Genomic DNA, 18,706 nt, shown 5'->3' on the forward strand with positions numbered 1-18,706 from the left:
GCCGATGATCTCTGCAGATTTTGCGGCGCTGCTCTACCTTCTCTCTGGCGTGCTGTTCATCCTGGCACTTCGTGGCCTTTCCAGCCCCCGCACCGCCCGGCAGGGCAATACTTTCGGCATGGTCGGCATGGGCATTGCCATCGCCACCACGCTCCTCGTGGCGGCGCCAAGCGACTGGGTCAGCTGGCTGTTGATCATTGGCGGCCTGGGGCTGGGCGGCGGCATCGGCGCCTACATGGCGCGCACCGTCAAAATGACGGACATGCCGCAATTGGTGGCGGCCTTCCACTCGCTGGTGGGCCTCGCCGCGGTCTTCGTGGCCGCAGCGGCGCTCTATGCGCCCTCAGCTTTCGGCATCGGCGTGCCGGGCGCGATCCACGCCCAGGCGCTCGTCGAGATGAGCATTGGCGTTGCCATCGGCGCCTTCACCTTCACCGGCTCGGTCATCGCCTTCGCCAAGCTCAACGGCAATATGAGTGGCAAGCCGATCATCTTGCCGGCGCGGCACCTGATCCACATCGCCATTGGCGTGCTCATCATTCTTTTGGTCTGGGCCTTTACGACCACGGCCAATCCCTGGCTGTTCTGGATCATCACGCTCTTGGCTCTCCTGCTCGGCGGCTTAATGATCATCCCTATCGGGGGCGCCGACATGCCTGTCGTGGTCTCGATGCTCAATTCCTATTCCGGTTGGGCTGCGGCGGGCATCGGCTTCACGTTGGGCAATACGGCGCTGATAATCACCGGTGCGCTGGTGGGGTCGTCGGGCGCCATTCTCTCCTACATCATGTGCAAGGCGATGAACCGCAGCTTCGTCTCGGTCATCCTAGGCGGCTTTGGCGGCGACAGCGCTGCTGCTGGAAGTGGCGCGGAGGATGATCGGCCGGTCAAGCAGGGGGCCGCTGACGACGCGGCCTTCCTCATGAAGAACGCTGGCAAGGTCATCATCGTGCCGGGCTACGGCATGGCGGTCGCCCAAGCCCAGCATGCGCTGCGGGAGATGGCTGACATGCTCAAGGCCGAAGGCGTCGAGGTCAAATACGCCATTCACCCAGTTGCCGGCCGCATGCCGGGCCACATGAACGTGCTGCTTGCCGAAGCCAATGTGCCCTACGACGAGGTGTTCGAGCTGGACGACATCAACTCCGAATTCGCTCAGTCCGACGTGGCTTTTGTGATCGGCGCCAATGACGTGACCAATCCATCGGCCAAGACCGACAAGACCTCTCCCATCTACGGCATGCCCGTGCTCAATGTGGAGGATGCCGGGACGGTACTCTTTATCAAGCGAGGCATGGCGGCGGGCTATGCTGGCGTGCAGAACGAGTTGTTCTTCCGTGACAATACCATGATGCTGTTCGGGGACGCCAAGAAGGTGACCGAAGAGATCGTCAAGGCGCTGGGGCACTAAGGTCCCGGTCTCAGTAGTGCGGGGGCGGCGCTTCGGTGCTCGGGTCGGCGATGTAGCTGCCCGAGCGCACCTGCTCTTCCAGTAGCTCCAGCTTGCGCGTCAGCAGGTCGATTTGCCGCCACTGTGCTGTGATTGTGCTGTTCAATTCCTCAATGGTCTGATCCTGGAAGGCGATGCGGGTTTCCAGGGTTTCGAGGCGCTCTGAGAGCTCATTCTGGCTGCTCATTTTACGGTTTCCGTGACTATATCTGTCGGGTGCGGATGCCGCTCACGCGGGGTGTGGTCGATCACAACTTCAGGCGCTGCGTTGACGTTTGCGGAACCCTTACGGTGGTCGCACCATTGGTTCGGCACTGCAAACAAGACAGCAAGGTGCCGACCATGGCCACCGTTAAAGCCATCGCCATCACTCACAAAACCGCCGTTGATACGGGTCGCCATGACCTGCTGACGCTGGTCTTAAGCGCATCGCTCCCGCTTGCGGTTTTTGTTCTAGCGAATGGCGTTGCTGAACTCAATGGTACTTTGCCACTTTTCTTTTCGCCTTTCGGTCTCCCCGGCTGGGTCGGTGCTGCCCTCTATATCGGTAGCTTGCCGCTCTTTGGCATTGCCCGCTGGATGATCGCGCGCGAAGGCCACGCTGGCCGGGTTGCCGCCCGCTGGATCGTCGCCCTAATGGCTGGCGCTATTGTCTTCCCCTTTATTGTGGCTCCGCTCGACTCGCTGATGCTGAGCATCGCGTCCATGGCGCTCGTTATTGTTGGCCTAGCGGCCCTCGCCCGGGTGGCGCAGATTTCCGTTAAAGCAGCGCTGGTCATGGCTCCGGGCCTCTCCTGGTTGGGCCTCAGCGCTCTGGTTGGTCTCAGCTTCATCGCCGGCTGGTCGCCCCCCTTCGGTCTTACCAACGCCAACAACTCGCTCTAGGCGACAGTTACCTCTAGGTGCGTTCTTGCAGCATCGGTTGATCCGCGCCATGTGAGGGCCACCTCCTCACCCAGTCGCTAAAGGGATCATCATGTCGAAAACGCTCAAGATCGATGTCTTCACCGACGTGGTCTGCCCCTGGTGCCTGGTGGGCGTGGCGCGCCTCGACAAGGCAATCGGCGGCCTGTCTGATGACGTCGACGTGGTGATCGAAAGCCACCCGTTCTATCTCGATCCCACTGTGCCGCCTGAAGGCGTCGATGTTGGCGAAATGCTGCGGACCAAATACGGCAAGGACCCGCAGGAGATGTGGGCGCGGGTGGAGAGCGAAGCCAGAAACACCGGTGTTGATCTTGACCTCTCCCGGCAGCCGCGGATGTTCAACACGGCTAAGGCCCATACCATCACCCGCCTCGCCAAGCCCAATGGCAACCAGTATGAACTGGCCAAAGCTATCGCCGAGGCTTATTTCCTGGAGCATCGTCAGATCAACGATGACAATGTGCTTGCCGATATCGCTGTCGAATACGGCTTCGATCGCGGCGACGCCTTGGACGCCATGAGCGATGAAAACGAGCTCGCAATGACCGAGCAGCTGGCCACTGCGGCCGCCGCCCAAGGTATCCGTGGCGTGCCCTTCTTCGTCTTCGGCGAGAAATACGCTCTCTCTGGCGCCCAGCCGCAGGAGGTGTTCGAACAGGCGCTAGCGCGAACGATCTCAGAGCTTTAGATATCGGACACGCGCAAGGCGCGGTGGCTGTCTCCCTGTCTGGGTTTCCTCATGAAGATCGTTCGCGGCGTTTTCCTCGGTATCATCGTCCTCGTGGCCGTCGCCTACTTCGGGGCCGTGGCTTATATGTATTTCAACCAGCGCGCCTTGCAGTATTCCCCGACGGGGGAGTTGACGGCGCTTGACGCAACGAGACTGACCCAAGCCGAGGAAGTGATCGTTCCCTCCGGGGACGAGCAGGTGACGGCCTGGTATCATCCTCCTGCCGCGAACATGCCGGTCATCGTTTACTACAAGGGCAATGCGGGCAGTTTCACGTCCGAATACGAGCGGTTCGAGCAGTGGGTCGCCGACGGCTACGGCTTCGTGGCTTTTGACTATCGCGGCTTTCCGGCATCCCCTGGCGTAATCTCGGAAGTTGCCATTCTCAAGGACGCCATCGCCGTCTACGACTTTGCCGCGGCTAAAGGCTTTCCGCTGGTCATCTGGGGGTGGTCGCTTGGCACGGGCCCGGCCACTTATGTAGCCAGCCAGCGCGAGGCCGAAGCCCTTTTGCTGGAGACTCCGTTCCTTTCAGCCGTTTCGGTGGCCCATGAGCGGTATCCCATCCTGCCGACGCGCTGGGTCATGCAGGACCAGTTCCGGTCCAATGAGTGGATCCAGGAGGTCGAGGAGCCTGTCCTGGTTGCCCATGGCACGGGTGACCGGACCATCGATGTCAGCAATGGCGAGCGCCTCTACGATTTGGCGCCAAATCCCGACGAACTCTGGATCGTGCCGGGCGCTGGGCACAATCAGCTATGGGATAGCGGCATCTGGGCCAAGGCTGACGCATTTTTCCAGCGGTCACTGGCGGCGAACTGATATTCGCCACGCTCTCCCCGGAAACAAACAAAAACGCCGTCCCGAAGGACGGCGTTTGAACAATTCTCTAGGTCGTCTTAGCGCGCAGCGCTTGCACTCGCGCCGGGACGCGGAGCCGCCGTCGGACGCGCCGCCGGAGCGGGCAGACCGCCCTCGCGCTGAGCACGCTTGCGAGCCAGCTTGCGGGCACGACGAACGGCCTCAGCCTTCTGGCGTGCCTTCTTCTCAGAGGGCTTCTCGTAATAATTGCGCAGCTTCATCTCGCGGAAGACGCCTTCGCGCTGCAGCTTTTTCTTCAGCGCGCGCAGCGCCTGGTCAACATTGTTATCGCGAACGACTACTTGCAAAGGTCAACCGCCCTTTCGAAGCTTAGACTATGGGTTTGGATACAAGCGGCGGGGCAATAGAACCCGTCGCCGACCAGCCGAGCCGGTCACCGTGGCGGGGTCTATAGCTCAAGCTGGGGGGCTTGTCCACTGCCGAAGGGCAGAAAAACCGCCGTTTGGCTGGACAGAGTTGCGCTTTGCGGTCACTCAGATGAACAGTAGGTGAACAGTTTTGTGGGCTTGGAGGTGCGCTTTGGCGACTGATCTGGTGCTGCTGCCGGGGCTGGAATGCGATGCGCGGCTCTGGCGAGATGTCATCATAGGGCTTGGCGATGCCGTCCGGCCGATGGTTGCCGACCTGACGCAGGACGATTCGATCACCGCCATGGCCGCGCGGACGCTCGCCAGTGCACCGGTGCGCTTTGCCATGGCAGGGCTCTCCATGGGCGGCTATGTGGCGCTCGAGATCATGCGACAGGCGCCCGAGCGGGTGAGCCATCTGGCGCTGCTCGATACCACTGCGCGCCCGGATGATGAGGCCCGCAAGGAGGTCAGGCGGGCGGGTATGGACGCAGTGCGGCAGGGCAAACATTTGCTGATCGCACGGGCCAAGCTGCCCGGTCTTCTCGCGCCGCAAAATCTCGACACGGCGCTGGCGGAGGAGATTGTCGCGATGGCGCAACGCACCGGCCCCGAATCTTATCTCCGCCAGCAAACTGCCATCATGGCTCGCATCGACAGCCGGCCGTTTCTCGCCGAGATCACTGTGCCCACGCTGGTCGGAGTGGGGGCGCTCGATACTTTAACTTCGCCCGAACTGGCGCAGGAAATGGCCGCCGCGATGCCGGGGAGCAGGCTGGTGGAGTTTCCGGCGGCGGGCCATATGGCCACCATGGAAGCGCCAGAAGCGGTGGTGGCAGCGATGCGGGAGTGGCTAGCGCGGTAGCTCGCTAGGCCGCACGATCCGGTTGATGTGCCCCATCTTGCGGCCCAGTCGGGCCTCGGCCTTTCCATAAAGATGGGCTTGGCTGGTGCCGCCCAATTGCTTGGGGACGCCGAACACCTCCTCGCCAATGAGATTTTCCATCACCACGTCGGCCATCCGTGTCGGGTCGCCGAGCGGCCAGCCGAGCACCGCGCGGATGTGCTGCTCGAATTGATCGGTCAGGCAGACAGCTTCGGTCCAATGACCCGAATTGTGCACGCGAGGCGCGATCTCGTTGACGAGCAGGGTTGACCGGCTGTCGCCGGCTACCACGAAGAATTCAACGCCCAGCACGCCGACATAGTCGAGCGCGATGACAATCGCCTTGGCGATCATGCCGGCGTGCTTTTCGATTGCCGGAGGAAGGGCGGCCGGCACGGTGCTGGTATGAAGGATATGATGCTTGTGGACGTTTTCGGCGGCGTCGAAGGCTCGCACTTCGCCCGCAAGGTTGCGCGCGACAACGACCGAGATTTCCTTTTCGAAAGCGACAAAGGCTTCCAACACCAGGGGCTTGGGTTGGAGTTCCGCGAAGGCTGCCTCTGCCTCGCTGCGCTCTCTGATGATGCGTTGGCCCTTGCCGTCATAGCCGAGCCGCGTCGTCTTGAGCACCGCAGGCAGGCCGAGGTCGTCGAGTGCAGCTTCCAAATCCGACAGCGTCTCTATGGGGCGGTGTGCGGCTACGGGAATATTCTTGGACGCCAGAAAGCTCTTCTCAAGGAGCCGGTCCTGCGAGATCGCCAGGGCCTTGGCGCCGGGGCGGAGTGGCCTGCGAGCGGCGAGGAACTCAGCAGTTGCTGCCGGCACGTTCTCGAACTCGTAGGTGATAACATCCACCGCGCCTGCGAAGCTCGCCAGGGCCGCTTCGTCCTCATATGCCGCAACTGTCTTGTGGGGCGTCACTTCGAAGGCAGGGCTTGCCGGATCGGGGCAGAAGATGTGCGTGCGCATGCCAATCCGGCTCGCGGCTAGGGACAACATGCGGCCTAATTGGCCGCCACCAAGAATGCCGATGGTGCTGCCCTGCGGCAGTGGCGAGAGATCTTGAGCCAAGGGATTACTCGGTGTCGGTGGGAAACTGCGGAACTGCCGCGCTCTGCCGCGCCCGATAGGCGTCGAGGCGATCAGCAAGATCATCATCGGAGAGGGCTAGGACGGCCACAGCCAACAGCGCCGCGTTGATCGCGCCGGGCTCACCAATCGCCAGCGTGCCCACCGGAATGCCGCCGGGCATCTGCACGATCGAGAGCAGGCTGTCCTGGCCGCTCAGCGCCTTGGAGCGGACGGGAACGCCGAAGACGGGCAGCGGTGTCATTGCAGCGATCATGCCCGGCAGGTGTGCGGCCCCACCTGCACCCGCGATGATGATCTTGAAACCCTCGTACCGGGCGTTGGCTGCGAAATCGACCAGCCTGTCGGGGGTGCGATGCGCTGAAACGATGCGCGCCTCATACTCGACTTCCAGCGCCTCCAGCGTTTCAGCGGCAAGCCGCATAGTAGGCCAGTCGGATTGGCTGCCCATAACGATGGCAACAGGCGGTTTGGTCAGCATAGAGCCACTCCCTCAAGCTCCACAAAGCGCGGATTTAGCCCGCTTTGGTTCATGGCACAAGCGCATGCACCCTAGGCGATGATGTCAGGGAGGAGGATGTTTTCGAGCTGGACGATACGATCCTTGAGCGAGAGCTTTCGTTTTTTGAGGCGCTGGATCAGCATGCGGTCGGCTACATGCGAATGCGTCAACGTCTCGATAGCAGCGTCGAGATCGGCATGTTCCTGGCGCTTGGTTGCCAGCTCAAGCCCCAGGCTCGCTTCCTGTTCCTTGCTCAGCGGATACATCGGCAGACCGCCCCTCAACGCCCCGGATCTGCTCCTACAGATAACGCAAAACCGTTGGATTTGCACCTGTTTTCCGATGTGATCGGAAAGGCGTCGACAAATGACGAAAGTTTTGTGACGATCGGTTCGTCCAAATATCTTCTAGGAGTTGTTATGACGACTGAAGGCCACGTTGCGGCGCTCGAACGCCGCCATCAGGAGTTGGACCGGCAGATCCTGTCCGCGACACAGAACTCGCAGACCAACGATCTTCAGGTCAGCGCTCTCAAGCGCAAGAAGCTCGAGGTGAAGGACGAACTCTACCGATTGAGGCAATCTGCACAGTGATTTAGCGGCGTAGTTTCCCTGCTGGGGGAAGAAGGGTCACAGCCAATGCTGCGGCCCTTTTTTGTGCCCTGCTAGATGCCGAATACGCCGCGAGCGCCGTCCCAGACCAGCTTGAGGGCAAGCAGGAAAACCAGCCAGTAGGCGATTCGATAGAACAGCTTCATCGAAACGCGGCGGACCAGCCAGATGCCGGCGAAGACGCCGATCAGCCCCACCGGAGCTAAAGCCGCGGAAAGCTGGAGATTGTGCACGTTCAACTGCCCAAGGAAAAAATAGGGGATCAGCTTGGCGGAGTTGACGATCGCAAAGAAGACCGCGGAGGTGCCAGCGTAGATTGCCGGTGGCAGACGCTGCGGCAAGACATAGATCTGGAATGGGGGGCCGCCGGTATGGCTGATGAAGCTGGTAAAGCCGGCAAACCCACCCCAGAACGTGCCCCACGGCTTGGACGGTGGCAGACCCTCGAGCTTCTTGCGAATCGGCAGGATGGCATCGAGCACAAAGAGCAAGGTGACAACGCCAACAAACAGCAGCACCGCCGCCTCTGAAACCACTGCCCACAAAGCCCAGCCGATCAAGGTGCCGACGGCAGCGCCTGGCAGCATGATCCAGATGATCTGCCAGTTGAACTCCTTGCGATAGGCATAGACCGCCACCGCGTCCATTACCAGAAGCACTGGCAGCATCATGCCCGCAGCATCACGCGGCGGCATCACGAGGCTGAGCAGCGGCACGCCGACCATGCCCAGGCTACCCAAAAGTCCCGCCTTGGAGAGGCCAACAATCAGAACGGCAGTGATAGCGACGGCGACGAAATAGATATCGAAAGGAGGCATGGAGAATCCGGTGAGGCAGGCGCCTCACTCGGTACGCTTCAGATCGTCAGTGTCAATCGGCTTGGCCATTGCATCGGAGCGCATGGCGTCGTCGAGCAGGTTCATGGAGTTGCGGAGCATGCCGATGTAAGCCAACTCGTCGCTGCGCACCTCGAAGCTGTCGACCAGCAATTGATTGTCGTGTCGCTCGAAGGCGCGTGCCAGCCGGTCGGCCTCTTCGGGAGGGCGGCCAAGCTTGACCAGAACCTGCGCGCCAAGGCTGAGCGCGGACAGGAAAGTTTCCCGCTCGAAGACTTCCACGCCCAGCGCCATCAGGTCGTGGGCGTGGCCACGGTCAACGGCGCGAGCGGCAATGGCGACGTGCGGGAAATGCCGCCGCAGATTGCGAGCGATGGCAAGGATACGGTCGCGGCCGGCCACGGCAATCACGACCAGTTCCGCATCGGCGACGCCGGCAGAGTGTAACAGGTCCACCCGCGCACCATCGCCGTAAAACACCTTGACCCCGAACCGCCGCACCAATTCGATCTGGGCCGGATCGTCGTCGATCAGGGTCATGTCGAACCCTTGCGCCCGCAGCATGCGGGTGACGATCTGGCCGAACCGTCCATAGCCGAGGACGACGATCTTGCGATGTTCGTCAAACGTGTCTCCGGTGCGGCGATCGCCGCGCGCGTCGAGGCGCGGCGCCACCAGCCGGTCAAAGAGGAGCAGCAGGACCGGTGTCGTCATCATCGTCAGCGCCACCGCGACCACCAGGAGGTCATAGTCACCCTGAGGGAGAGCGTTGGCGCTCTGGGCGAACTGCAGCACGACAAACGCGAACTCGCCAGCCTGACTAAGCAGAATGGCGACCAAGAGCCGATCACCCAGATGCATGCGGAAGAGCGAGGCCAAAACGAAGAGGATGACAATCTTGATGCTGACGATGGCAAGGACTGTCGCCAGCAGCCGCAGCGGCTCCGCCCAAAGCACCGAGAAGGCAATGGACATGCCCACGGAGATGAAGAATAGGCCAAGCAGCAATCCCTTGAAGGGCTCAATATTGCTTTCGAGTTCGTGGCGGTACTCGCTATCGGCGAGCAACACGCCGCCAATGAAAGCGCCCAGAGCAGGCGACAGACCCGCATATTGCGTGAGGAGGGCTGCACCCACGACGAGCGCCAGGCCAAGCGCGGTGAAAGCTTCGCGCACGCCCGTACGCGCCACCCAACGGAGAAGAGGCCGTACCAGGAAGCGGCCGGCGGTCATGGCGGCGACAAAGGTACCAATGAGGATAAGGGGTGTCACCCAGGCTGCCGGGTTCTCCAGTACGGCGACGGCCGCTCCCACCTCCGCATCAACCGCTGCACTTGTTGAACTGAGCGCCAGGAGCGGGACGGCGGCAAGGATCGGAATGACTGCGACATCCTGGACAAGCAGGATGGCAAGGCTGCCGCGTCCGGCGTCAGTGCGGGTGATATCGCGCTGCTGGGCGGTCTGCATCGCAATAGCGGTGGAGCTCATGGCGAGCGCCAGGCCGATGATGATCGACGTGTTGAGCGCAAAGTCCAATGCGGTGAACACGAAAGCAAGTGCGGCGGCAGTAAGCAGGAGTTGCGTGACGCCGAGACCCATGACCTTGTTGCGCATGCGCCAGATTTCGCTGGGCTGCAGGTCCAGGCCGATCAGGAACAGCATCATGACGATGCCAAATTCGGCTATATGCCGGATGGTATCGCTGTCGGATACGAGCCCCAGGCCGTAGGGGCCAATCAGAACGCCGGCGGCGAGATAGCCTAGAACGGTGCCAAGCCCTAGGGCCTTGGCGAGCGGCACCAGGGCCACCGTGGCCGCAAGCAAGACGAAAATGGCAAGCAGGAGGTTGTTTTCCAAACTGTCCCCCTACTTGCCTGGCGGTTAGTCGTCCGAGTTGTTCTTGAGCGACTTGAGCTTGGAGAACACTGAGTCGGCGTCGAAATCGTCCTGCGCCTCGGCAGGACGGCGGTCATGCTCGCCGAACTCGCCTGCACCCGCTTCGGCGTGAGCGCGTCCACCAGCCCGAGCCAGCGCTTCCTCGGCGGTCATCAGCATGGTGCCTTCGTCAGCTTCGTCCGGTCCCGCCGTGCCCTTGGAGGCGCGCTTGACTTCGAGATCAAGGTCGATCTGGCTGCAGAGACCAAGGGTGACTGGATCCATCGCCGTCAAGTTCGGCGCGTTCCAGTGGGTCGATTCACGCACTGATTCGATCGTAGACTTGGTGGTGCCCACGAGTCGCATGATTTGCGCATCCTTGAGCTCGGGGTGGTTGCGCACCAGCCACTTGATGGCGTTTGGACGCTCATTGCGCCGGGAAATCGGTGTGTAGCGAGGGCCTTTGCGCTTGGCGGCGGCAACGCGAACCTTAGGGTCGCTCAGCTTCATGCGGTAGCTCGGATCGGCTTCGGCCTTCTCGATCTCTTCGCGCGTCAGCTGACCGTTCTGAATGGGGTTCGCACCCATGATACCGCCAGCGACATCACCATCGGCAATGCCCTGGACCTCCAGCGGGTGCAGCGTGCAGAAGGCGGCGATCTGCTCGAACGACAGCGCAGTGTTGTCGACCAACCAGACGGCCGTCGCCTTGGGCATCAACAGGGGCTGGGTCATCATAAATCACTCCACGTGGCGCGGCGGGTCTTCCTCCCGGCCGCTCCGCCTCTTTGCTTCATGCTGAGGGGAACATCGGCAATATAGGCGTTCGGCCGCGAAATCGCAATGATGTTGTCCTAGAACTGGGTGCCAAACTGCGTGGTGAGAACGACTTTCCCCAAATGAGCGCGCGATTCCATCAATTGGTGGGCCGCGGCCGCGTCGGCAAGCGGAAAGCAGGTGATGGCGGGCTTGGGAATGTTGGGCTGTTCGAGTGCCGGCAGCAGATCACGGCGGATGCGGGCGGCGATCTCCGCCTTGGTAGCGCTGCTCTGCGGGCGCAGGGTGGAACCGGAGAGGGTGAGTTGCTTGGCCATGATCGTGCGCAGGGACAGCGTGGCCTTGGCGCCATCAAGGGTTGAGACCTGAACGACATGGGCGCCGCGAGCGCAAGCTGCGAGGTTAACCTCCGCCATGGGGCCGCCAACGACGTCAATGATGCGGTCCACGCCGCGCCCCTCGGTCAGCTCCAGCGCGCGGGCGGCAATATCCTCGCTGGTGTAGTCGATCGTGGCGATGGCACCCAAGGTGCGCGCATAGCGGGCCTTTTGTGGGCTCGACACCACTCCGATAGCGCGCGCCCCTAGAATGGTGGCGATCTGGATGGTGGCTCCCCCGATGCCGCCGGAGGCGCCGTGCGCAAGAACGGTCATCCCGCTCGTGAGGCCGGCCCGCATCACTAGGGATTGGGTGATGGTGAACCAGGTCTCGGGCAAGGCGGCTGCCTCGGCGACGGCCCAGCCATCGGGCGTGGGAAGTACCTGGCCAGCGGGTACTGCAGCATATTCGGCGTAGCCTCCGCCATTGGTGAGCGCCATCACCCGGTCACCCACTCGCCAGGCAGTGACGTTTTTCCCAACAGCGGCGATCTCGCCGGCGATCTCGAGCCCGGGAAGCGGGGAGGCGCCGGGCGGTGGATCATAATGGCCGCGGCGTTGCGCTAGGTCAGGGCCGTTCACACCGGCTGCCGCAACGCGGATCAGCACGTCGTCTGGCCCCGTTGAGGGGAGAGGTTCGCTCCTGGCTTGCAGTGCTTGGGGGCCGCCGGGTTGAACAATTGCAACGGCAGTCATCTGTGAGGGGATGTTCATGGTGCGATGCTGGCCCGAACAGGCTTGCGGGGCAAGTCCCACCCGCTAATCTGAAGGCAGCAATTGAGGAGTTCGTCATGGACGAGGAAATCAGAAAACCGACCAGCCATCAGGTCGGCATGCACATTGAAACAATGTCGGTGGAGGAACTGGCCGAACGCATCAAATTGCTCGAAGCGGAGATCGAGCGGCTGCGCGCCGCGATCGGCGCCCGCAACGCCAGCCGGCGCGCTGCAGATGCCGCCTTCAACCTTTAGGCTCGATCACGTCCAAAGCGTTGTAAAACAAACAGAACCTACGTCACATATGCAACCAGAAAGGTATGTTCATCGTTCTCTCGTCCGACTGTTAGCATTAACGGGACCTTTCGATTGTCCCGCAAAGGCGCTAGCATCGTAGATTGAAGGTCCTTGGAGTAGGAGTGTGGATCATGCTGGAAGGACGAGATGCAATTCTGGAAGGCGTCATGCCAATGGACGTTGACCAGCTTCGGCGCCTGGAGCAGGGCGGTTTAGACGGCCAGTCTGCTGATGGTCTGGCCCGGCTCCAAGCAAAAGGCTGGATCGACAGCATCGGTGGCGTGCATCTGATCACCTTGACGGGACGGACCTTGCTCGAGCGTTCGCCATACGGCCTGAGTTGATCCTGCTACTGGTAGGCTGCGATCAGGGTTAAGAAATCGACTCCTGTTAACGCGCAATTAACTTCTGTGCGGTAACTTGGCATTATTCAGATTGTTCTGGATTTTGCAGAGTGATTTCTCCCTCTGTTTGACGCCTCCCTGTTAACTTTGAGAGCCGTTTTTACGGCTCTTTTTTCTTTTGGCGCTACGCTCTGCCGAAGAGATCTAGCAACCGCCAAAACTTGCCTCCGCCGGGATGACCTTGTGGTCATCTGCGCATAGGATGGGCCAGTGACGAGGAGAGCCAAGTGAGCGAGCCGAACGAAAAGGGCGCCATTGCCATCGGGCCGCGCATCGTAGCCTCTGGCGGGTTTGAACTGCTGTACCGGGAAGGCATGGCACTTATTGAAGAGGTAGCCACCTATCTTGACGGCGAAGGGCGTGCGGACAGCCGTATCCTCAGTCGCGAGGCCTCGTTCCTTTACGCAACAGAGTCCATGCGTCTAACCACTCGCCTCATGCAACTTGCCTCCTGGCTCTTGTTGCAGCGCGCGGTGAACGAGGGCGAGATCAGCAAGGAAAACGCCCGCTCGGAAAAGGAGAAGGTCAAGTTCTCGGCGACGCCCTCAGGGCGTGGTGGCCCGGGTTACGACCAACTGCCACAGGCTCTGCGCGATTACATCGATCAAGGTGACCGGCTGTTTGATCGGGTCATGCAACTGGATACGCTGGAGCGCGGAAAGCTCCCGGAACTGGATCCGGGCGTGGCCAACGGCATCGCCGATCAACTAGCTCGGTTGAAAGCCGCCTTCGGTCGCAGCTAAGCGCCGCAAGAAAAACCCGGCCCTAAGGCCGGGTTTTCGTAATTAAACCGATTTGGCTTAGATGCCGAGGCCCTTGAAGCGCTCCTTGAAGCGCGACACGCGACCACCACGGTCCATCAGCTGGCCCGTGCCGCCTGTCCAGGCGGGATGGGTCTTGGAATCGATGTCGAGCTGCAGCGTGTCGCCTTCCTTGCCGTAGGTCGAACGCGTCTCGTACTTGGTGCCGTCGGTCATTACCACGGTGATGGTGTGGTAGTCCGGATGGATGTCAGCTTTCATCGGTGTCGCCTCAAATCAAACGGGCGCCGTAGCGCCCGGAGAGCCATTGAACAGGTGTTGGCTTGCTCCATACAGAATGGGCGCACAAACCGCAAGGGCAGGGGCGCGGCAATTTGCGAGCCGCGATCGCGGTTGCGGGTGCTGGTAGCAGAGCCTATATCGAGCCGCAGCGCAGCTCCCTGGCTGCATGGCAGTTTTTCAGTGAAGCGGCACCCCTGAGCAATGACAGATCAAACCGTCGCGGTCCGCACCAGTCCTGAGACCATTGTCGACCAAGCTGCCGCTGCTCCACGTAAGTTGCGGCCGCTTAGGCGCATCCTGCCCTTCGTTCTACGCTATCCGGTACGGCTATCCCTAACCGTGCTGTTCCTCCTTATCTCGGCCACCGCTTCACTTTCCATTCCGGCCGCTCTCGGTGGGGCAATCGATCAGGGCTTCGTGGAGCAGAACCTTGAAAATGTCGGGCGCTACGGTTGGCTCATCGTGGGTATAGCGGTGATCATGGGCATCGCTAGTGGCGCGCGCTTCTATTTCATCTCCGTGATCGGCGAGCGCGTCTTGGCCGATCTGCGGCAGGCCGTCTTTACTCATCTTCTGAGCCTTGATGCCCGATACTTTGATACGCACCGCGTCGGTGAGTTGACCAGCCGCCTCAATGGCGACGTGGCAATGATCCGCGGTGCCGTTGGCTCGAGCTTTTCGTTGGCCCTCCGCTCACTGGTGACAATCATCGGTGCGCTCATCATGATGCTGCTGACCAGCCCGGTGCTGACGCTGGCGGTGATCGTCGCGGCGCCCGCAATCCTGCTCCCCATCATCGCCTTCTCGCGACGCTTGCGCCGTATGTCGCGCAAAACGCAGGACGCGCTGGCCGATCTTTCGGCCATGGCGACAGAAGTGCTGGGCTCGATGCGGACGGTAAAGGCCTTTACCCAGGAACCGATCCAGGAGCGCCTTTACGAGCAGGGTAGCGAGGCTAGCTATCTGGCCGAAACGCGTCGGCTGGGTGCGCGCTCGGTGCTGGTGGCCATGGTCATTTTTCTTGGCACCGCCGCCATTGTCTTCCTCGTCTGGTGGGGGGCTCGTTCGGTCTTCGAGGGGACCGTGACAGCCGGCCAACTCGCGCAGTTCCTAGTCTATGCGCTTATGGCATCGGGTGCCCTCACCAATGTCAGCGAAGTGTTGGGAAGCCTGCAGGCAGTAGCTGGCGCTACCGAGAAATTGACCGAAATCCTCGACACCACCCCAGAGATCCGGGACCCCGCCCACCCCAAGGCTATGCCCCAGCCGCCACTTGGCACCATCGCATTTGAGGGTGTGAACTTCTCCTACAGCAGAGACGCCCACGAGATGGTGCTGCAGGACCTGACCTTTACGGTCAACAAGGGCGAAACGGTTGCGCTGGTGGGGCCGTCGGGGTCGGGCAAATCAACGACGCTCTCACTGCTGCAGCGTTTTTACGACATAACCAGCGGCTCCATTCGCGTGGATGGCATCGACCTTCGGGATGTGCGGCTCTCCGATCTTCGGCAGCGCTTTGCCTATGTCGAGCAGGAGCCGACGATCTTCGCAGGGACCATTGCCGAGAACATTCGCTTCGGTAAGCCGGACGCCACCGACGCCGAAGTGGAAGCGGCCGCCCGGGCCGCGCTGGTTCATGAGTTTGTCAGCGATTTGCCGCTCGGCTACCACACTGTCGTTGGCGAGCGGGGGGTGACCTTGTCGGGCGGGCAGAAGCAGCGGTTGGCAATCGCCCGCGCCATTCTCAAGAATGCGCCGATCCTCTTGCTGGATGAAGCGACCAGTGCCCTAGACGCCCAAAGCGAGCGCTTGGTGCAGGTGGCACTGGAGCACTTGATGGAGGGGCGCACGACGCTGGTCATCGCGCACCGGCTGGCCACCATTCGTGATGCCGACAAGATACTGGTGCTCGAAGCGGGGCGCATCATCGACCAAGGCACGCATGACGAGCTGGTCGCAAAGGGCGGGCGCTATGCCGAACTTGCCAAACTCCAGTTCCGCCTGCAAGAGCCGGCCCACTAGCCTTCTGTCAGCTTGAACTCGATGCGGCGGTTGCGGCGGAACGCTTCGTCGCTATCGCCTGGATCAATGGGTGTAAACTCACCAAAGCCGGCGGCCACGAGGCGGTTGGGGGACACGCCCTGGGACACCAGATATTGCGCGACCGAGATGGCGCGTGCAGCCGAGAGTTCCCAGTTTGAAGGGAAGCGTGCATTGGAAATTGGGCGACGGTCCGTGTGACCGTCTATGCGTAGCACCCAGTTTATGTCGCTGGGTATTTCTTCTTCGAGCTGGAGGATGGCGTCGGCCAACGCATCGAGTTCGGGCAGACCGCCGGCGTCCAGATCGGCTTCGCCGGCGTCGAAAAGCACTTCGGACTGAAACACAAAGCGGTCGCCGACGACGCGCACATCGGCCCGGCCCTCCAGGATTTCGCGCAGGCGGCCGAAGAAATCTGAACGATATCTGCTGAGATCCTGAACCCGTTGTGCGAGGGCCAGATTAAGCCGGCGTCCGAGATCGGCGATTTGGGTGCGCGATTGCGCGTCGCGGGCCTCGGATGCCCCAAGGGCGTTCTCGAGTGCCGCGATTTGTGTCCGCAGGGCGGCAAGTTGTTGGTTGAGGAGAGCGACCTGAGCGTTAGCTTCGTCCGAGAGCTCCTGGGCGGCACTGAGTTCGCTCTGGAGCCCGGCAATAGTGTCTTCCTGGTCATCTATACCGGCACCGATGCCCGCCAGCTGATCGGCCAGTTGCGTATTCTCGGCTTCCGCTCCCGCCAGCGTGGCGGTCAATGCCGCAATTTGCGAATCCAGGTCGTCGGCATTGGCTCGTTCGAGCTGCAGGAGCTCGGTCAGCTCGGCGATCTGGCTGTTTAGCCGGGCAAGGGCGGTGTCGCGGCCCTGGATTTCTTGCCCCAGGAAAAACTGAGTCAGCATAAACAGCGAGAGCATAAAGATGATGACGAGCAGCAAGCTCGACAGGGCATCCACGAAGCCGGGCCAATAGTTGGCCTCGGGCCGCCGACGAGAGCGGGCGAACGCCATGCGGCTAGTTCCGCCGCTCGTTGTCGGCTTGAGACAGCACGGCCTCTATCAGTTCGCGCAACCGCTGATTGGTCTCGGCCTGATCGCTGATGTGGCGCCGCAGGTCTTCCTGTTCGGTGCGGATGTGCTTGACCAAGCCATCGATACCACGGGCTAGCTCAGCCATGGCGCGGATGGCGTTCTGCGAAGAGCCCTGGTTCTGCATGGAACTGCCGAGCTTGTCGAACATGGCCTGCATGTCGGGACCACCAGCATTGACCTGCATGGCGGTAACCGGGTGATCCAGCTCAGTCATCGAGGTCATCCAGTCCTCAAGGTCCGTATAGAAGGCGTTCTGCGCCTGACTGGTCTGGAGATCGAGAAAGCCTAGCACAAGCGAGCCAGCAAGACCGAAGAGAGAGGAGGAGAACGCCGTGCCCATGCCGCCCAAGGGTGCCGCCAGACCTTGCTGGAGGTTGGAGAAGAGGGCGCTGGTATCGGCCGAGGTCACGTCCAGGGCGTTGATGACACCGGCCACGCTGGAAACGGTTTCAAGCAGGCCGTAGAACGTGCCCATGAGGCCAAGAAAGACCAGCAGACCGGTTAAATAGCGTGAGGTGTCTTTGGCTTCGTCCAGGCGGTTGCCAACGCTGTCGAGGATGGAGCGCATGGATGCAGGCGTGATGATGGCTTCGCCAATGCGTTCGCGCAGTATGCCCGCCACAGGCGCCAGGAGAATGGGCTGGCGCGTGTTGGAGGCAGTACCATCCTGCAGCGAGTTCACCCACTTCACTTCGGGGAAGAGGCGGATAATCTGGCGGAAGCTGAGGAAAATACCCACCAGCAGCGCCAGGAAGATCATCGCGTTGATGAAAGGGTTGGCCCAAAAGAAGGCTATGATGGTGGGAAAGAGTATTGCCCCCACCAGCGCAACGAGTACCAGGAAGATAATGATCTTGATGAGGTAAACGGTCGGGCTGGCGAGGTGATAGGGATCGTAGCCTTGCGTCATCTCTGCCTTACCTTGCCTCATACGCGCAAATCACACTGCCCCTAAGACTAGACAGTGGCGTCCAGTGGGGCAATCGGAAAGGTTAACGAAACTCGGCACTTTGCCCCTCCGATAGCCCGTCCGGTCTATTGGATGCCCTTGAGCTCTTTGAGCAGCAGGGGTTGCAAATATTCGTTGCCGGCAACGATTTGGCCGTTCCAGACCGACCCGGGGGAGCCGGCGAGATCGCTGACAAAGCCGCCGGCTTCCTTCACCAGCAACAAGCCCGGGGCCACGTCCCAGGGTGCTAGGCCCGCCTCGTAGAGCGCGTCGAACCGACCCGATGCGAGCCAGGCCATGTCCACCGAGATCGAGCCCGAACGACGAATTCCGGCCACTGCCGGATTGATCGAGGCCAATTGCCGAATCTGGAGGGCGTCATTGCTGGTGCCCTGGGTCTTGATCCCGGTGGAAACCACCGCATCGGCCAGATGACGGCGGCTGGCCACTCGCAGGCGTTTACGATCGTTCAGCCAAGTGCCGCCACCCTTTTCGGCTGTATAAAGCTCGTCGAGGACGGGGTTATAGACCACCGAGGCGACAATCTCATTGGCGCGCTCAAGGGCAATGGCGCAGGCAAACAGCGGGATAGAATGGAGGAAGTTGGTGGTGCCATCGAGCGGGTCAATGATCCAGCGGTGCTGGCCATCGGTTCCTTCCACCTCTCCGCCCTCTTCCATCAGGAAGGCGTAGGTGGGGCGGGCCTTGCGCAGTTCGTCGTAGACGATCTGCTCGGCGCGCGTATCGGCCTTGGAGACGAAATCCGCCGGTCCCTTGCGGGAAACCTGCAGGTTTTCGACTTCCGAGAAGTCCTTGGTAAGAGAGCGGCCGGCCTTGATGGCGGCCGAAACCATGACGTTGAGGATAGCTGAACGGGCCATAG

General features: G+C 61.3%; 23 protein-coding genes. 10 read left to right on the forward strand and 13 right to left on the reverse strand.

The features are described from left to right. Positions 1-4 precede the first annotated feature (4 nt). The gene (locus QOV41_RS04425; protein WP_415926767.1) at positions 5-1,411 is read left to right on the forward strand and encodes an NAD(P)(+) transhydrogenase (Re/Si-specific) subunit beta; all 1,407 of its coding nucleotides are present in this window, start codon (positions 5-7) and stop codon (positions 1,409-1,411) included. A 10-nt stretch (positions 1,412-1,421) separates the two neighbouring features. On the opposite strand, the gene QOV41_RS04430 is transcribed toward QOV41_RS04425, so the two are convergent. After that, positions 1,422-1,637 (reverse strand): SlyX family protein, encoded by a 216-nt coding sequence (locus tag QOV41_RS04430; protein WP_284579798.1) that lies wholly within the window; start codon positions 1,635-1,637, stop codon positions 1,422-1,424. A 155-nt stretch (positions 1,638-1,792) separates the two neighbouring features. Between QOV41_RS04430 and QOV41_RS04435 the strand changes: the two genes are divergently transcribed. From QOV41_RS04435 to QOV41_RS04445, 3 genes are all read left to right on the forward strand, one after another. Beyond that, positions 1,793-2,335 carry a hypothetical protein gene (locus tag QOV41_RS04435; protein ID WP_284579799.1) on the forward strand — a complete coding sequence of 181 codons (543 nt, stop codon included), beginning with the start codon at positions 1,793-1,795 and terminating at the stop codon, positions 2,333-2,335. Positions 2,336-2,426: 91 nt separating this feature from the next. Next, the gene (locus QOV41_RS04440; RefSeq protein ID WP_284579801.1) at positions 2,427-3,065 is read left to right on the forward strand and encodes a DsbA family oxidoreductase; all 639 of its coding nucleotides are present in this window, start codon (positions 2,427-2,429) and stop codon (positions 3,063-3,065) included. Positions 3,066-3,116: 51 nt separating this feature from the next. After that, entirely contained in the window at positions 3,117-3,929 is an 813-nt protein-coding gene (locus QOV41_RS04445; protein ID WP_284579802.1) for an alpha/beta hydrolase, read from the forward strand. A 77-nt stretch (positions 3,930-4,006) separates the two neighbouring features. On the opposite strand, the gene rpsU is transcribed toward QOV41_RS04445, so the two are convergent. After that, positions 4,007-4,276 (reverse strand): 30S ribosomal protein S21, encoded by a 270-nt coding sequence (gene rpsU, locus QOV41_RS04450; protein ID WP_284579803.1) that lies wholly within the window; start codon positions 4,274-4,276, stop codon positions 4,007-4,009. Between the two features lie 232 nt (positions 4,277-4,508). On the opposite strand from rpsU, the gene QOV41_RS04455 reads away from it, so the two are divergent. Next, positions 4,509-5,201 (forward strand): alpha/beta fold hydrolase, encoded by a 693-nt coding sequence (locus QOV41_RS04455; protein ID WP_284579804.1) that lies wholly within the window; start codon positions 4,509-4,511, stop codon positions 5,199-5,201. Here the strand turns inward: QOV41_RS04455 and QOV41_RS04460 are convergent. The 3 genes from QOV41_RS04460 to QOV41_RS04470 form a co-directional block, all read right to left on the reverse strand. After that, positions 5,190-6,293 carry a 5-(carboxyamino)imidazole ribonucleotide synthase gene (locus QOV41_RS04460; RefSeq protein WP_284579806.1) on the reverse strand — a complete coding sequence of 368 codons (1,104 nt, stop codon included), beginning with the start codon at positions 6,291-6,293 and terminating at the stop codon, positions 5,190-5,192. The genes QOV41_RS04455 and QOV41_RS04460 overlap by 12 nt on opposite strands. A gap of 4 nt (positions 6,294-6,297) precedes the next feature. After that, the gene (gene purE, locus QOV41_RS04465; RefSeq protein WP_284579807.1) at positions 6,298-6,792 is read right to left on the reverse strand and encodes a 5-(carboxyamino)imidazole ribonucleotide mutase; all 495 of its coding nucleotides are present in this window, start codon (positions 6,790-6,792) and stop codon (positions 6,298-6,300) included. A 71-nt stretch (positions 6,793-6,863) separates the two neighbouring features. Further along, positions 6,864-7,079, reverse strand: a complete 216-nt coding sequence (locus tag QOV41_RS04470; RefSeq protein WP_284579808.1) for a YdcH family protein — start codon at positions 7,077-7,079, stop codon at positions 6,864-6,866. Between the two features lie 153 nt (positions 7,080-7,232). Between QOV41_RS04470 and QOV41_RS04475 the strand changes: the two genes are divergently transcribed. Beyond that, positions 7,233-7,406 carry a YdcH family protein gene (locus QOV41_RS04475; RefSeq protein ID WP_284579809.1) on the forward strand — a complete coding sequence of 58 codons (174 nt, stop codon included), beginning with the start codon at positions 7,233-7,235 and terminating at the stop codon, positions 7,404-7,406. 71 nt (positions 7,407-7,477) lie between these two features. Here QOV41_RS04475 and QOV41_RS04480 read toward each other — a convergent pair whose 3' ends face one another. The 4 genes from QOV41_RS04480 to QOV41_RS04495 form a co-directional block, all read right to left on the reverse strand. Next, on the reverse strand, positions 7,478-8,242 hold the full coding sequence (locus QOV41_RS04480) for a sulfite exporter TauE/SafE family protein (protein WP_284579811.1): 765 nt from the start codon (positions 8,240-8,242) through the stop codon (positions 7,478-7,480). Between the two features lie 24 nt (positions 8,243-8,266). After that, positions 8,267-10,117 carry a monovalent cation:proton antiporter-2 (CPA2) family protein gene (locus QOV41_RS04485; RefSeq protein ID WP_284579813.1) on the reverse strand — a complete coding sequence of 617 codons (1,851 nt, stop codon included), beginning with the start codon at positions 10,115-10,117 and terminating at the stop codon, positions 8,267-8,269. Positions 10,118-10,141: 24 nt separating this feature from the next. Continuing rightward, positions 10,142-10,870 carry a DUF1013 domain-containing protein gene (locus tag QOV41_RS04490; protein WP_284581174.1) on the reverse strand — a complete coding sequence of 243 codons (729 nt, stop codon included), beginning with the start codon at positions 10,868-10,870 and terminating at the stop codon, positions 10,142-10,144. 119 nt (positions 10,871-10,989) lie between these two features. Then, positions 10,990-12,003, reverse strand: coding sequence for an NAD(P)H-quinone oxidoreductase (locus tag QOV41_RS04495; RefSeq protein ID WP_284579815.1), 1,014 nt, complete (start codon positions 12,001-12,003; stop codon positions 10,990-10,992). Positions 12,004-12,080: 77 nt separating this feature from the next. Here QOV41_RS04495 and QOV41_RS04500 point away from each other — a divergent pair, with 77 nt between their 5' ends. The 3 genes from QOV41_RS04500 (at position 12,081) to rcdA (ending at position 13,449) form a co-directional block, all read left to right on the forward strand. Next, positions 12,081-12,260, forward strand: coding sequence for a DUF1192 domain-containing protein (locus QOV41_RS04500; RefSeq protein ID WP_284579817.1), 180 nt, complete (start codon positions 12,081-12,083; stop codon positions 12,258-12,260). Between the two features lie 173 nt (positions 12,261-12,433). Beyond that, positions 12,434-12,646: a hypothetical protein gene (locus QOV41_RS04505; protein ID WP_284579818.1), complete on the forward strand. Its 213-nt coding sequence runs from the start codon at positions 12,434-12,436 to the stop codon at positions 12,644-12,646. A gap of 287 nt (positions 12,647-12,933) precedes the next feature. Further along, positions 12,934-13,449 carry a protease adaptor protein RcdA gene (gene rcdA / locus QOV41_RS04510; protein WP_284579820.1) on the forward strand — a complete coding sequence of 172 codons (516 nt, stop codon included), beginning with the start codon at positions 12,934-12,936 and terminating at the stop codon, positions 13,447-13,449. Between the two features lie 57 nt (positions 13,450-13,506). On the opposite strand, the gene rpmE is transcribed toward rcdA, so the two are convergent. After that, a complete protein-coding gene (gene rpmE, locus QOV41_RS04515; RefSeq protein ID WP_284579822.1) occupies positions 13,507-13,728 on the reverse strand; it encodes a 50S ribosomal protein L31 in 222 nt (73 codons plus the stop codon). 222 nt (positions 13,729-13,950) lie between these two features. Here rpmE and QOV41_RS04520 point away from each other — a divergent pair, with 222 nt between their 5' ends. After that, the gene (locus tag QOV41_RS04520; RefSeq protein WP_284579823.1) at positions 13,951-15,771 is read left to right on the forward strand and encodes an ABC transporter transmembrane domain-containing protein; all 1,821 of its coding nucleotides are present in this window, start codon (positions 13,951-13,953) and stop codon (positions 15,769-15,771) included. Here QOV41_RS04520 and QOV41_RS04525 read toward each other — a convergent pair. From QOV41_RS04525 to QOV41_RS04535, 3 genes are all read right to left on the reverse strand, one after another. Next, entirely contained in the window at positions 15,768-16,793 is a 1,026-nt protein-coding gene (locus tag QOV41_RS04525) for a peptidoglycan -binding protein (protein ID WP_284579824.1), read from the reverse strand. The two genes, QOV41_RS04520 and QOV41_RS04525, sit on opposite strands and share 4 nt — an antisense overlap. 4 nt (positions 16,794-16,797) lie before the next feature. Next, the gene (locus QOV41_RS04530) at positions 16,798-17,784 is read right to left on the reverse strand and encodes a flagellar motor protein MotA (RefSeq protein WP_284579826.1); all 987 of its coding nucleotides are present in this window, start codon (positions 17,782-17,784) and stop codon (positions 16,798-16,800) included. A 125-nt stretch (positions 17,785-17,909) separates the two neighbouring features. Then, positions 17,910-18,704 (reverse strand): inositol monophosphatase family protein, encoded by a 795-nt coding sequence (locus QOV41_RS04535; RefSeq protein WP_284579827.1) that lies wholly within the window; start codon positions 18,702-18,704, stop codon positions 17,910-17,912. Positions 18,705-18,706 lie beyond the last annotated feature (2 nt).

It is taken from the genome of Devosia sp. RR2S18 (assembly GCF_030177755.1).
Taxonomy (GTDB): Bacteria; Pseudomonadota; Alphaproteobacteria; order Rhizobiales; family Devosiaceae; genus Devosia; species Devosia rhizosphaerae.